The organism is Lysinibacillus sp. NPDC058147, assembly GCF_042884205.1.
Lineage (GTDB): Bacteria > Bacillota > Bacilli > Bacillales_A > Planococcaceae > Lysinibacillus.
The window spans coordinates 57,619-72,161 of sequence record NZ_JBHVUJ010000001.1 but is presented as its reverse complement, the minus strand read 5'-3'; the positions used below and the strand labels follow the sequence as shown (position 1 = coordinate 72,161).

Annotated in this window: 10 protein-coding genes; 3 read left to right on the top strand and 7 right to left on the bottom strand. The window is 36.5% G+C overall.

Annotation, left to right across the window (positions count from 1 at the left end):
• Nucleotides 1-26 precede the first annotated feature (26 nt).
• Nucleotides 27-1,436: a dipeptidase PepV gene (gene pepV / locus ACFVT8_RS00295; protein WP_387082479.1), complete on the bottom strand. Its 1,410-nt coding sequence runs from the start codon at nt 1,434-1,436 to the stop codon at nt 27-29.
• Nucleotides 1,437-1,791: 355 nt separating this feature from the next.
• Here pepV and ACFVT8_RS00290 point away from each other — a divergent pair, with 355 nt between their 5' ends.
• The gene (locus ACFVT8_RS00290; protein ID WP_036118795.1) at nt 1,792-2,013 is read left to right on the top strand and encodes a DeoR family transcriptional regulator; all 222 of its coding nucleotides are present in this window, start codon (nt 1,792-1,794) and stop codon (nt 2,011-2,013) included.
• Between the two features lie 642 nt (nt 2,014-2,655).
• Nucleotides 2,656-3,831 carry an MDR family MFS transporter gene (locus ACFVT8_RS00285; RefSeq protein WP_387082480.1) on the top strand — a complete coding sequence of 392 codons (1,176 nt, stop codon included), beginning with the start codon at nt 2,656-2,658 and terminating at the stop codon, nt 3,829-3,831.
• A 99-nt stretch (nt 3,832-3,930) separates the two neighbouring features.
• On the opposite strand, the gene ACFVT8_RS00280 is transcribed toward ACFVT8_RS00285, so the two are convergent.
• The 4 genes from ACFVT8_RS00280 to asnB form a co-directional block, all read right to left on the bottom strand.
• Nucleotides 3,931-5,460, bottom strand: coding sequence for a GGDEF domain-containing protein (locus ACFVT8_RS00280; protein WP_387082481.1), 1,530 nt, complete (start codon nt 5,458-5,460; stop codon nt 3,931-3,933).
• A gap of 174 nt (nt 5,461-5,634) precedes the next feature.
• Complete coding sequence (locus ACFVT8_RS00275) at nt 5,635-6,348, bottom strand: pseudouridine synthase (RefSeq protein ID WP_387082482.1); 714 nt, start codon at nt 6,346-6,348, stop codon at nt 5,635-5,637.
• Between the two features lie 9 nt (nt 6,349-6,357).
• On the bottom strand, nt 6,358-7,971 hold the full coding sequence (locus tag ACFVT8_RS00270) for a putative polysaccharide biosynthesis protein (protein WP_387082483.1): 1,614 nt from the start codon (nt 7,969-7,971) through the stop codon (nt 6,358-6,360).
• 398 nt (nt 7,972-8,369) lie between these two features.
• The gene (gene asnB / locus ACFVT8_RS00265) at nt 8,370-10,217 is read right to left on the bottom strand and encodes an asparagine synthase (glutamine-hydrolyzing) (protein WP_387082484.1); all 1,848 of its coding nucleotides are present in this window, start codon (nt 10,215-10,217) and stop codon (nt 8,370-8,372) included.
• Between the two features lie 196 nt (nt 10,218-10,413).
• Here asnB and ACFVT8_RS00260 point away from each other — a divergent pair, with 196 nt between their 5' ends.
• On the top strand, nt 10,414-11,664 hold the full coding sequence (locus tag ACFVT8_RS00260; protein WP_387082485.1) for a BaiN/RdsA family NAD(P)/FAD-dependent oxidoreductase: 1,251 nt from the start codon (nt 10,414-10,416) through the stop codon (nt 11,662-11,664).
• A gap of 192 nt (nt 11,665-11,856) precedes the next feature.
• Here ACFVT8_RS00260 and ACFVT8_RS00255 read toward each other — a convergent pair whose 3' ends face one another.
• Together ACFVT8_RS00255 and ACFVT8_RS00250 are read right to left on the bottom strand one after the other, a co-directional pair.
• Nucleotides 11,857-12,549, bottom strand: coding sequence for an AIM24 family protein (locus tag ACFVT8_RS00255; protein ID WP_387082486.1), 693 nt, complete (start codon nt 12,547-12,549; stop codon nt 11,857-11,859).
• Nucleotides 12,550-12,890: 341 nt separating this feature from the next.
• Nucleotides 12,891-14,162 (bottom strand): L-lactate MFS transporter, encoded by a 1,272-nt coding sequence (locus ACFVT8_RS00250; RefSeq protein WP_387082487.1) that lies wholly within the window; start codon nt 14,160-14,162, stop codon nt 12,891-12,893.
• Nucleotides 14,163-14,543 lie beyond the last annotated feature (381 nt).

The window sequence follows — 14,543 nt, the reverse complement described above, 5'->3', positions numbered from 1 at the left end:
TTTCGTTCATCCTTTTCATATTTAAGTTATTTGTTGTTTCCTGCAAGTTCAACAATTGCTTCAGCATAAATAGCTGTTGCTTTTATGAGATTTTCAATGACGACAAACTCATCTGCACGATGCGCCACGTCAGGTTCACCTGGGAATAGCATGCCAAATGCCACACCTTTTTTCATCACACGTGCATACGTACCACCACCTGTGGAAAGTAAAGGCGTTTCATAATCGCCTGTTTGACGTCTATAAATACTTGCTAAAGTCTGGATAAATGCATCGTCCTCGCTTACATAATGAGGTTTTGAGTCATCTTGGATATCCAATGAAAATCCTTTTGCTACAGCTAAACGTTGTGCTTCCGTAATTTTTTCATCAAACGGATATGTGACAGAATATCGCATGCTAATTACCATACTGCCACCTTTAGCTACATCATAAGTTACAATGCCTGGATTTAATGTAGTTTTACCAGACATTTCGTCCTCATATTGTAAATCAAGCTTGTTACCATAATGATCTTGATAAAAAACATCTGCGGTAAAGTCAACAAATTGTTTACTTGCCTCTGTCGTCAACTCTTGTTGTAAAAATGCTGTAAGATAAACAGCTGCATTGACACCTTTTTCCGGCTCCATTGCATGGGCTGCCTTACCCTTGATAGTTATTATATAGTGAGAACCCTCGATTAATAAAGAGCCTTCTAGCTGATTTTTGCTTAAAAATGTGTGAAAATTCTGTTCGAATTGCGGGGAAACAAACTGCACCGTCGCTTTTGCAAAATCAGGTACCATATTTGGTCGCTTTCCAGCATTAAATAATAATAGCTGTTCTTTCGAAGCATCGCCTGTTTTATTTTGAGAGAACACTAGCTCTGCAATGCCTTTTTCAGCATTGATGAGTGGGAAATCCGCATCTGGCGCAAATCCAATTGCCGGCATTTCCTCATGTTTAAAATAGTGGTCGACACAGCGGAAGCCTGTTTCTTCATCCGTACCGATAATCATCCGTACTCTTTTATTAAGCTTAATGCCTGCATCTTTGACAAGTTTCATGGCCATCCATGCCGCAATTGTTGGGCCTTTATCGTCTATTGCACCACGAGCAAATAGCTTACCATCTGCTACAGTGCCGCTAAAAGGTGGGTATGTCCAATTTGATTCATCACCAACTGGTACTACGTCAACATGACATAAAATACCTAATAAATCATCGCCTTCACCCATCTGTATATGACCTGCATAATTATCAATATTTTTCGTTTGCAATCCTTCAGCCTGGCCCTTTGCTAATAACCATTCAAGAGCCTTTAGTGGCCCATCACCAAAAGGTACTTCAGTAGTAATCGTATTCTCATCGAGAACACTATTAATTTGCACAAGCTCCTGTAACTCTTGTATCAATTCATTTTGCCTTTCCTTTGCAGCTTGTAACCAATCCATTTGATGTACCTCCTTCAATGTATTAACATTATTCTACTCTTTACAACATAAATTACAATCATCTTTCTAACAACTTTTCTAAATCTTGCTTTGAGCGCTACCACATATAGCACGTTTTTCACTTATTCCCACAAAATACAGTATAAATTTTATGTCTTAATTGTAAATTTCCCTTGCATTCACTAGAAAATTGAATAGCTTTTCTATATAATAAAGTTATCAGAATAATTTTCTGACTATAAAATTAGAAAAGGGGATGTCTAAGGCAGCTACTTATTAGCCTAAGTGCACTCCGCACATATTGTCGTCCGCTAGTCTTTGCCAAGAGAATTAAGATGAAGGAGTGGTTCATTTAATGAAACCAACTACTGATCGAATGCTTAATCGTATTAAAGACGTGTACATGTTTATTTTAGACAAAGGAACCGTGTCTACACAGGATTTAGTCGAAGAGTTTAGTATCACTCCTCGCACCGTTCAAAGAGATTTGAACGTGTTAGCCTTTAACGATTTGGTGATGAGTCCAAGTCGAGGCAAATGGACAACGACGAAGAAAAAAGTAAAAATGACGTCTTAGTTTTTACGTATAACACGTAAAGCATTTTGTATGGGAAAAGAATGACCTTTCGTCGTGGTCATTCTTTTTTTGTTTTCTACTCTTTTTTTTGATTCCCCACAATTTCTCAAGCTTCCAAGTAAATTACCTCTCAAAAAATTGCGATTACTTTTAGTGGAACTTCCCTCTAATATGAATATTCATTATTTATGGTATTCATTATCAAAAGTTGTGGATAACATTATTTTAAAAGTGATGCCATGTATATAAGTTGATTGGAGTGGAGGCTGGGCGACTCCTTTGGGATTAGCAATAGAGGAACGAAGACTAAAAACATCACATCCTGTGATAACGCCTTCGTGGCCAACATCGTGTTGGCCCGAGACCCTGCAGCGCAGCGGAATGTTTTCTGTGCGAAAGCGAAGCGACAGCAACAACGAAGCGGCTTATCAGACGCCCCAGGGAAAGCGCCCAGCCAGAACGAAAATCAACCACACGTTAAGGTGATGAACCTTATTTATGCAAAGCCCTATTTTTGCTAAGAATTCATGTATTCTTATAACATTCGTTTTCTCAGCGTTAACCCCAAATATTTTTAACTATTTACAATTGATTAACAATCCGTTAAAATCGAAACATTCTACATTTTGAGAGGAGGATTCTATGAAACTTCCCAAACTGTTTCATCCACTAGTTTGGATTATTTTAGGGGGAACTATTTTCACACGCATTGCAAGTTTTATGGCAATGCCCTTTTTAGCAATTTACTTACATAATGAAATTGAAGCATCCCCTTTACAAATAGGCTTGACGATTGGTATTGCACCGTTAATCTCCACTGTAGGCGGATTCTTTGGTGGTTATTTAACTGACCGATTTGGTAGAAAAAACGTCATTTTGCTTACGATTATTGTTTGGAGCATTGTGTTCTTCGGCTTTGCAACAGCACAAACGATTTGGTTCTTTGTAGCATTGAACGCCCTTAATGGCTTATGTCGCTCCTTCTTTGAACCCTCGACACAGGCATTAATGATTGATTTTACTCCTGCTGATAAACGGAAAAGATTGTTTTCACTTCGTTATACAGCCATTAACATAGCTGCTGTTATCGGTCCTATTATTGGTGTTTATATTTCTCAATTGTCCAGCCCAAGTATTCCATTCATGCTGACAGGAACTATGTATATTATTTATGCTGTATTTTTATTTTTCGTATTAAATCGCTATGAAATGCAACAACCAAAAGCTTCAACACCAACGAAAATACTGCAAACCTTTACGATACTATTAACGAATCGTGTATTACTAAGCTTTATTTTTGGGGCAATTTTAATAAATATTGGTTACTCTCAATTTGATTCCACATTGCCACAAATCATTGAACTTAAAATTGAAAATGGTGCCAAGCTCTATTCTCTACTAATCTCAATAAATGCAGCAGTTGTGTTATTACTACAATTACCGATTAGTATACTTTCAGAACGTTTTTCATCAACAGCTACTCTATTAGTAGGGATTCTGTTCTTCGTGTTTGGTCTTTTATTATTCGGCTTCTCAAATAACTATCCGTTATATATTATCGCTATGATTATATTCACGATTGGTGAAATTTTCGCCTTTCCGACTATGAATGTCATGATTGATGAAATTGCGCCTGATACACAAAAGGGAACCTATTTAGGAGCAGCCCAATTTAAAAATTTAGGGGGCTTTATTGGACCAATTATTGGCGGGTGGTTGCTAACACATTATATGAACGCAATGTTCGTGGTCATTGCTGTTCTTGTTTTATGCAGTTGTTTATTTTATAGATCCAAGATTAAGCCGCAACAGGAATAAGACTTTAGACAAAAAATCGCTCCATTTCTATAACCGAATCTTAAGCATTTGAAATATTTGCTTGGACTCACTGTAATAGTAATGGAGCGAATGATTTAATTATTTTAAATGACTTTGGCTTCCTTCATCAGTAGCAGCTTCTTTATAACTTGTGTATTGGTCTTTACCAGCATTTTTCGATTGATACAATGCCTTATCTGCACGCTCAAATAAACTTCTTTCTGACTCATCAGGATGAATGCAAATGGCGCTACCCATACTGACTGAAAGTACAGACCATCTATCATCAGAAACTCTATCCTCATACTTTAATAGATGAATTTTCTCCAATATAGAATTCGCTAATTTCCCCATAGTTTCATCTTTCGCATCATATAAAACAATGGCAAATTCATCTCCACCAAATCGAACAACAAAGCCATTTTTCCCTACTTCTTGTTTTAAAGTTCTTGCTGTTTCAATCAAGATTTTATCACCTTCAACATGTCCAAATCGGTCATTTACTTGTTTAAAATTATCTAAATCTAACAGCAATAAACCAGGTTGATTCGTCTTTCTTTTTCCTAATAAATTGTCCATTTTTCTAATATAGGTAGCACGATTATAAACATTTGTTAATGAATCATATGTTGCGAGATGAATCGTTTTTGAAAGGAGCTTGTTGATGACTAATAGCATGATGACAGAAGTTACTAAGGCAATACCGAGCAAAATTCGAAACTGTTTTGTATTTTTAGTTAGTGCTCTTATTTCCGTTAAATTCCCATATTTTACATAAACAACTCTTTTAGTGGCTTCTCCCCGATCCGTTTCTGCTTTATATGGTAAAAAACGGTATGTCTCGATATAGCCATTTTTAAACTCCTTTTGATATTCCGTTGGCTCCATCGTATTTCTTGCAAGCTTGAAATGCTCTTGAAACATTTTCGATTGATCACTTACAGTTATTTTACGGGATTTAGAATTATCAAAGAAAACCCCTCCCGCATTTATTGTTTGTACTTCTAACAAATCAGCATATTTATCAATTAGATAGTTTGCAGTCTTTTCGAAGTTAAATGTTTGAAATACAGGATCATTAAGTAAGTCTATTCCTACCTCAAATAAATATTTTTTGTCGGGTGTTGCTAAATAGGCAAATTTCCGATATCCCCCAGTGGTTGTTGAAATATCTATACCATCATTATAGTATTCCCCGCTTGCTCGACGTTCGTCTAATAAAGCGGAAAAACGTGTGCAGCATTGAGAAAAATCTAAACCTTTATCTTTTTCAAAAGTTGTATAAATTACAGTATTTGATTTGTCGAGTATGTACACATCCATTCCATGTTCGTTTTTTATTTTCTGCAAATCCCACTTTGCTATATGTGGGTTTTCTTCATAATATGTTATTAGTTTTCGTAGTACTTCTTCCATTTTTGTAGAGATATCTTTATCAAAATAAAAATGTGCATTATCTACAGTTTCCATATCTGTAAGAATATGATTTTCAATTAATGTTCTATTCAAAACTTCTTGTTTTTCTATGTCTGCCGTAAGTATTTGCCTATTGAAATAAAAAATTACAGCAACCAATATTAATGCAAAGGCAATTAAAGATATTAATAATTTCATTTTTAGGTTTTTCATGAACTTACCCTCTACTTATTTTCACCATCATTTTTTCTGAAACTTTTAGAGATTTATCAATACGATAGACTAAATGGCTTTTCACTAAAAGTTATATTAATTATATAATTACGGGTATAAGTATGTATATAAAAAATGCCTCGATACTAATCTATGTTAGCATCGAGGAATTCTTTAATCCCTATTTTGTAAGCAGGCTAGCTCTTCAGCCGTTAATTCTCGATATTCACCTAATGCTAGACTGTCATCTAGTTTTAGGCTGCCCATCGATAGGCGTTTTAAATACGTTACACGTTTACCAACAGCTTCAAACATACGCTTCACCTGATGAAACTTACCTTCTTGGATCATTAACTCAATTTCTGATTGCTGAGCAGATTTTAATATGATGAGCTCTCCTGGTTTTGTTACATATCCATCGTCTAGCTCAACACCTTGAGCAAATTTCTCACAATCTTCCTCAGTCACAATTCCTTCTATTTGTGCATAGTAAACCTTCGGTACATGTTTTTTAGGAGATAATAAATTATGTGCTAATATGCCATCATTTGTGATCAAAAGTAATCCCTCTGTATCTTTATCTAGGCGACCTACAGGGAAAGGCTGAAAATGTTGATGCAATGGATCTAACAAATCGATGACAGTTTCATCTCGTAAATCTTCCGTTGCAGAAATAACTCCAGGAGGTTTATTCATCATAAAGTATACAAATTCTGTATAGTTCACACGTTCACCAAATACGGAGACATTCTGCTTGTTAGGATCAACATGTAATGCTGCATCCTTCGCATATGAGCCATCTACTGTCACTGCTTTTTGCTTTAGAAGTTGCTTAACTTCCTTGCGTGACCCGTAACCCATATTCGACAGTAATTTATCTAAACGCATTAGTACCTCCTATTTAAACCCCAGTTTGTTTGTAATTCTTGTCAATCGTTCACCGAGAAGCTTTTGTGCTAAGCCTAGGCGTAAAGATAAAAAGCCATATACTGCTACACCTACTCCAGCACAAATAACAGAATAAACTAATGCAGAGAATTTACCACTTACTGGCCCCATTAATAACACTAAAAGTTTATGAACGATTAGTACACTTACCGCCATTGCCGCTGTCAAAAGAGAAATGAGCATGACACGACGAATAACCATTTCTGATTTGTAGTTCAGTGTTTTTCGTAGCACGAGCATATTAATGATAATTGAAACACTATAGCCAATAGCTGTAGCAAGAAGTGCGCCATCTGCCTCCATCCAACGAATTAACGGAATGTTAATCGCTAGCTTGACGAAAATTCCAGTTAATAAGCTTAAGACAATCCACTTTTGGAAGTCAATGCCCTGTAAAAGAGCTGCTGTCACTTGGAATAATGCAAATAAAATAGCAACAGGTGCATAATGGGCTAAAATCATAGCCCCCATCTCACTTTCAGTATAGAGCATATAGTAAATTTCATTCGATAACAATGAAATTCCAACTACCGCAGGCAATGTAATAAAAATTAATATTTGATATGTTTTATCCATTGCATGTCGTAGCGATAAATATTCACCTTGCGTAAAATATTTTGTAATCGTCGGTACAAGTGCCGACGAAAAACCTGTAGCTAACATTACTGGGATAATGACAACCTTTTGTGTTGTAAAGTTAATCATCGATAAATACTTATCCGTTACTTCCGCTAAGCCTATAGATATCATAGCTCCATTAAATGTTAGCATATCGACTAATTGAAATAATGGATTGGCTACGCCTACAAATACCATTGGAATCGAATACGTAATTACCTCTTTATATATGTTAGACATTGGTAGCTGAGTAGACGTCACACTTTGACTGCGCAGCAAATCAAATTCAGGTTGATATTTCTTCCAATAATAGTAAAGTACTAACAACCCACCAATTGCCCCAATAAAGGCAGCAAATACTGCAAAGGAAACAGCTGTTTCTGGTTTCCCTTTGAAAACTACCACAACTAAGAAAGAACCACCCAATAACACTACAATACGAACAATTTGCTCCACTAACTGAGAAACCGCTGTAGGCTCCATTTTGTCATAGCCTTGGAAAAATCCTCGCCAGAGACTCATAAATGGCACGACAATTAACGCAAAACTAACCCAGCGAATAACCGAAGCAATTTGCTCTACCGTAAATGCCTGTTCATCACTTTTAATAACAAGCCCCGCTATTGGCGTAGCTAATATAAAGAGAACAATAAACGCAGCTAACCCAGTACACATCATAATAAGTATGCCAGATTTCATAAGCTTGCGCCCTGATTGGTAATCACCCAATGCATTATATTTAGAAACAAACTTGGATACAGCAATTGGCGCACCTGAGATGGCTATTGCTAGCATTATCGAATAGGGAATATATGCATATTGATAGAGAGCAACATTCTCCTCACCTACAATCGCATAAAAAGGAAAAATATAAATTAATCCTAGCACCTTCGATAAAAACATTCCCATTGTTAATATCGCAGTACCTTTCATTAAATTGGACATCGTACCCATCCATTCATCGTAAAATCAATATTTTCATTATCGTAACTCTTATAAAATATTTGCTGTTAAAGATGCTTGTTTCAGCACAGACAGAGATCGATTTAACCTGCTTCTGTGAGTAGCTCTTTCTGCTACTCGAGCACTTTAACTGTTCAAACCTTAATACTACCGCCAATAAAAAATTGAGCAAAACACTAGAAAGCATAACATCGCAAAATATTAAATACGTAAACCAACTGTAATCTTAACATATTTATAGGTAAACAGACGCATAAATACATGAAAAAGTTCGAGAAGCTCAATAAAAAATAGCAGTTGCGTCCCTCCATGGAAGGTAGAAGGCTCAAAATAATCGGTGGAGATTAAGAAAACCCCCACCGATTAAAGCTACTTCTCTATTACATCTCTACGAAAAATTGTTTATACCATACTAAGAACACATAGGCTGTCCAAATATAACGTCCACGATTTGCTTTTCCTTCATAGTGCTCATCTAGATAGCCTACTAATTGTTTTGTATCAAAGAATTCATTGGCAAAGTCAGTTGTAAACATTTCTTTTACCATCTTGTAATACTTTTCTTCACGTAGCCAGTGACGAATTGGCACTGGGAATCCAAGCTTTGGACGTTTTGCCCATTCTTCAGGTAATTCCTGATGTGCAGCTTGACGAAGAACATATTTCGTATCAATGTCGTTTACGCGATATTTTGATGGAATGTTTTTCGCTAATTCCATCACTTCTTTATCTAAAAATGGTACACGTAATTCAATAGAATGAGCCATACTCATTTTATCTGCTTTTAATAAAATATCGCCTGGCATCCAAAGATTTAAATCAAGATACTGCATTTTAGTAACATCATCATCACCTGGAACTTCATCGTAAATACGTTTTGTAATCGATTTTACAGATGGACCATTTTTATAGTCTGGTTTCAAGACATTTAATGCATCTTCTTCGTCCCATACAACCGCTTCCCCAATGAAGCGTTCTTCTACAGTTTGACCACCTTTAACAAGGAAGTGTGTATATTGATTTTTAGGTAACGCCTCAGCAATACCACGTAACGCTTTACGGATACCAAATGGAACTTTCTCATACTTTTGCATTTTGCCAGAGTTTTGGTACCATGAGTAGCCACCAAAAATTTCATCCGCACCTTCTCCTGAAAGTACTACTGTTACATCCTTCGATGCTAATTCAGAAAGGAAGTAAAGTGGTACAGAAGATGGGTTTGATTGTGGCTCGTCCATATGCCACTGAATTTTTGGTAATGCTTCAAAACACTCATCTGCCGAAATATATTTACGCTCATTTTGAATATTTAATGTATCAGATAAATCTTTTGCTAAATTTGTTTCATTAAACATATCCTCGTAGTCAGAGAAACCAACAGAGAAGGATTTATCAGGGCGTAATAATGAAGTAATATAACTTGAATCGATACCACCTGATAAGAAAGAACCGACCTTTACATCACTTATTTGATGCGCATCTACTGATTCTTTTACTGTCGTACGAATTTCTTCTACATATTTTTCAATTGGAGCTTCTTTTGCATGGAATTTTTTATCCCAATATTGCACAATTTTCTTTTGACCATTTTGAATAAGCATATAGTGTGCTGGTTGTAATTTGTACACACCTTTAAAGAACGTTTCGTCCATTGAAGAATATTGGAACGTCAAATAAGGGCGTAGCGCATCTTTATTTAACTCTTTAATAAATGATGGGTGTGGTAAAAATGATTTAATTTCTGAACCGAAAATAAATGTACCATCTGTTGTGTTTTCTGTGTAATACAGTGGCTTAATACCAAAACCATCACGAGCGATGAATTGTAAATCATTCTTTTTATCCCAAATACAGAATGCGAACATTCCGCGAAGCTTTTTGACAAATTCTACTCCGTATTCAACATAACCATAAATAATAACTTCACTATCAGAGTGTGTTTTAAAGTTGTGACCTTTTTCAATCAAATCAGCACGTAGCTCTTGGAAGTTAAAGATTTCTCCATTAAATACGAGAACGATGTTACCATCCGCACTGTACAACGGCTGATTTGCCACGTCTGATAAGTCGATAATACTTAATCGACGGAATCCTAACGTTACTGTATCATCACTGTGAATCCCGCCGCTGTCCGGTCCACGGTGAATAATTGTATTCATCATATTTTCGATCGTTTGATGATGATCAATCACATTTGTTCCATTAATATAGCCTATAAATCCGCACATTCTATTTTTCACCTCATAATTTAGTGCATAACCTTTACCATAATAGCATGAAAAGACATTCATTTCATACAGACAATACAGATAAAGCATTATAAAATACTTTTGTTATATTTTCAATGTGAAAGAAGCCTCTCTATATAGACTTCATGTATAATAGGAAAGATTCCTAATTTGAAAAGAAAGTGAGTTTAAATATATGTACGATGTTATCGTTATCGGTGGAGGCCCATCTGGTCTAATGGCTGCTGTCGCTGCTGGAGAGCGAAAAAAGAAAGTATTATTACTAGAAAAAGGGACAAAGCTCGGCAAAAAATTGGCCATTTCAGGCGGTGGTCGCTGTAATGTCACAAATCGTTTGCCTATTGAAGAAATAGTCAAGCACATACCTGGAAATGGTCGTTTTCTTTACAGTCCATTCACAGTTTACAATAATGAAGATATTATCGCATTTTTCGAAGGGCTTGGCGTGGCATTAAAAGAGGAGGATCATGGACGTATGTTCCCTGTATCTAACCGCGCGCAAGATGTAGTAGATGCACTTATTCGCCAGCTTCAGAGGCTACATGTTGAAGTACGCTTAAACACACCCGTAAATAAGCTGCTAATGGATGAGGACAAAATTCTTGGGGTACGTCTTACAGATGGCACAGAAATTCGTAGTGAATCAGTAATCGTTGCAGTTGGCGGGAAAGCTGTTCCACAAACAGGCTCAACAGGAGATGGTTATCCATGGGCAGAGCGTGCTGGCCATACAATTACAACACTTTTCCCTACCGAGGTTCCCGTACTATCAAAAGAGGATTTTATTCAAGCCCGTGAGCTACAAGGGCTAGCGTTACGCGATGTCGCTGTCTCTGTTTTAAACAAAAAGGGCAAGGTGCTAGTAACACATCAAATGGACATGCTCTTTACTCATTTCGGTTTAAGCGGTCCTGCTGTTTTACGCTGTAGTCAATTTGTCGTGAAAGAATTAATGAAAACAGGTTATGAGTCTGTGACAATGCGTATTCAAACTCTTGTTGATTATAATGAAGAAACGTGCCTGCAATATTTAAACAGACTCGTTAAAGAAGATCCTAAAAAAGCGGTAAAAAATGTTTGGAAAGGAATTGCACCTGAAAGCTGGCTACTATTTTTATGTGGGCGCGCAGATATCGATGTACAAATGACAGGTACTGAATTATCTCAGGAAAAAATTCGCAATTTAGCTAGACTACTCGTCAATTTCACAATGACAGTTAGTGGTACGCAATCCCTTGAAAAAGCATTCGTCACGGGAGGTGGCGTCTCTGTAAAAGAAATTGAACCAAAGACAATGGCTTCGAAGAAAAAGGATGGTTTATTTTTCTGCGGAGAAATCCTTGATATTCATGGCTACACAGGTGGCTATAATATAACGTCTGCACTCGTTACTGGACGCATTGCAGGGATGAACGCAGCACTGTAATATACTCGGCATCTCTGACTTTTATCAGCGATTTTTCGGGAGTTATCAGCGATTTCGAGTCTTTTATCAGCGATATTTAACGGCTTATCAGCGATTCTAAGTCTTTTATCAGCGATATTTAACGGCTTATCAGCGATTATAGTATTTCTCATCATAATAAAAAGCGTGTCCTGAAAATACGGACACGCTTTTTTAACTTTCTTTAGACATATATACTTCCTCAAATGGTTGAATGATAACAAATCCTTCACCTGAAAACGCCATTTGAATGGACTCTCCACTACCACGGCCGATAAATGTTCGGAAGCTAATATCTGTTTTGAACTCCGGTGCCAAATTACCTGACCATGCTACTGTGGCATGTGGATCAGTATAGACTGTTTCACCAGGTTTCACTAACAAGGTTAACGGTTCGAAATGAGTTGTAATGGCTACCTTCCCTTTTCCTTGTAAGGTTACATTAAACAAACCACCTGACATGACTCCTGCCATTTTACGCATTAAATGAATATCCCAATCAATAGTTGGCTCAAAGGCAAGCAAATCATTGCCGTTTACACAAATACTTTCATCCTTTAAATCGAAGACCGTTATTTTTTTCCCTTGATCGGCCAAATAAAGTCGTCCCTTACCTTTCGCTTTCATAAGTTGTGTACCTTCACCTGTTAATGCTTTTTTAAACATTTTACCGAGGCCATGTTCCAGCACACGCTCACGCTCAAATTTTATATCTCCTATATAAGAAATCATTGCGCCCATTTTCGACCAAACCTCGCCATTTAGGTTGACCTCTAATACACGTTCAGTTTCTAACTCGAAATACTCATTTTCGTTGTCGTCTTGCTGTGTTTTATTGATAAATTCATTTAAAGAAAATTTCCCCATATCACATTGCCTCCTTATTTATTTATATACGTTTCAACTTTTAAAAAGATTCAATCAATACTGTTTACTTTTTTTATTAGATGACTCCTCTATCCCAACAGTCTGATCGCCCTCTTGAAAATGAACTCCCTCAATTGCTTTCCGTTACAAAATTTCTCTTTTGGTAGCGAAATCACTTTATTTCCTGTAATGATATTGACATCAGACATCAACTGTTATACATTAAACAGAGATTAATCGAGTGTTATATAACAACGGCTACAAAAAATAACCATATAAGCGTCATGTGCGAAATGACACTCATATGGCCTATACTTTCAAGTGCGAATTGAAAGTAATATTTATTGTGTAGCGGAGACGTCTCCAACCTCTTGAGAAGCTTCTTTTAATGCTGTTCGTTTACGTACATCTGCACGTAAAGTTAATGAAATAATTAATGAAGCTGCAATTAATCCTGTAAACACATAGAATACTGGAATATAACTTCCATAAGCGTTTTTAATTGTGCTTACTAAAAGCGGTCCAAAAATACCACCTAATGACCAAGTCGTTAATAAATAACCATGAATAACTCCAAGTTGTTTCGTACCGAATAAATCACTTGCAAATGCAGGTAGATTTGAGAAACCTCCACCATAGCAACTAACAACTAAGAAAATAAGTGCTTGGAAAATAATAACGTTTGTTGTGTGCGGTAAAACGATAAATGTAACTAGCTGTGCGATAAAGAAAATTACAAAGACGTTTGAACGACCAATATAATCAGACACAGCAGCCCATATTAAACGACCACCACCATTAAATAATCCCATTATTCCTACCATTGCTGCGGCTCCCGCAACTGATAATCCTACAATTTCTTGAGCCATTGGAGATGCAACAGAAATCATCATAATACCTGCTGTTACGTTTACTAAATGCATCGACCAAAGCATCCAGAAATGCTTAGTTTTTACAGCTTCACGTGCTGACATGACAGCTAAATCTTTTTTCACTACTTCTTTACCATTATTTGCAGCAGCCTTCATATTCGCTGGCATGTAACCAGGTTTAGGCGGTGCTATATATGAAGCCCCTAAAATCATTAACGTGAAATAACTTGCCCCTAAAATAAAGTACGTTGTAGAAATACCCACAGCCTCCATTAAGTTAGCTGCAACTGGCGCTGTAATAAGTGCCCCTGAACCAAATCCAAGTACAGCCATACCTGTTGCTAAACCGCGGCGATCCGGGAACCATTTTACTAATGTCGATACAGGCGCAATATAACCAATACCCATACCCAATCCACTTAGTAAACCATATGTTAACCAGTACAATGTTACAGAATCCATTGAAATTGCTACACCTGCACCAGCTTGTCCTGCCCCAAATAGAACAGCTGCTATCATTGCAGATTTACGTGGCCCCATTTTTTCTACTAAGTTACCAAATAATGCTGCTGAAAAACCAGCAAGCCCCATCATTATTGTGAAGGCGACCGTTACGTTTGTTTCACTCCATCCCATTTCTGTGACGATCGGTAGCTTGTATACACTGTATGCATATGCTCCACCGATTGAAAGGTGAATAGCGATTGCGGATAATGCAATTAACCATCTATTTTTATTCATAATTTCTCTTTTCTCCCCTCTTTTGCTACTTGTGAAAGTTTTATGAACGTCCCTGAAAACAATTTAACACTTAGAATTATTCAAATGCAAGATGTTTTTTTAAAAAATATTATTTCTCCAAAAAGTATTTTATTTTTCACCCTAGTATTCTTATAACGAAAAGCCTACAGTCTCTAAGTAAATAGACGTTTATTAAACAAAAATCACAACATTTTTTAGCTAATATTATTTTTCTACTCTACTTTCTTCTCGATCGAATATTATTTCAATATAATTAAATTTGTGCATATTTTCACATTTAATCTTCCTTTATTTCACTTTTCCATTTCTAATAACCCTTTCTCCCTCGCTTCAAAAAACCATAATCTAACCATCGCAACG

Excerpts from the sequence above, each read along its gene's own strand:
- ACFVT8_RS00260 (WP_387082485.1), top strand. The coding sequence starts at position 10,414 with ATGTACGATGTTATCGTTATCGGTGGAGGCCCATCTGGTCTAATGGCT.
- ACFVT8_RS00280 (WP_387082481.1), bottom strand. The coding sequence starts at position 5,460 with ATGAAAAACCTAAAAATGAAATTATTAATATCTTTAATTGCCTTTGCA.
- pepV (WP_387082479.1), bottom strand. The coding sequence starts at position 1,436 with ATGGATTGGTTACAAGCTGCAAAGGAAAGGCAAAATGAATTGATACAA.
- ACFVT8_RS00275 (WP_387082482.1), bottom strand. The coding sequence starts at position 6,348 with ATGCGTTTAGATAAATTACTGTCGAATATGGGTTACGGGTCACGCAAG.
- ACFVT8_RS00250 (WP_387082487.1), bottom strand. The coding sequence starts at position 14,162 with ATGAATAAAAATAGATGGTTAATTGCATTATCCGCAATCGCTATTCAC.
- ACFVT8_RS00285 (WP_387082480.1), top strand. The coding sequence starts at position 2,656 with ATGAAACTTCCCAAACTGTTTCATCCACTAGTTTGGATTATTTTAGGG.
- asnB (WP_387082484.1), bottom strand. The coding sequence starts at position 10,217 with ATGTGCGGATTTATAGGCTATATTAATGGAACAAATGTGATTGATCAT.
- ACFVT8_RS00270 (WP_387082483.1), bottom strand. The coding sequence starts at position 7,971 with ATGTCCAATTTAATGAAAGGTACTGCGATATTAACAATGGGAATGTTT.
- ACFVT8_RS00255 (WP_387082486.1), bottom strand. The coding sequence starts at position 12,549 with ATGGGGAAATTTTCTTTAAATGAATTTATCAATAAAACACAGCAAGAC.
- ACFVT8_RS00290 (WP_036118795.1), top strand. The coding sequence starts at position 1,792 with ATGAAACCAACTACTGATCGAATGCTTAATCGTATTAAAGACGTGTAC.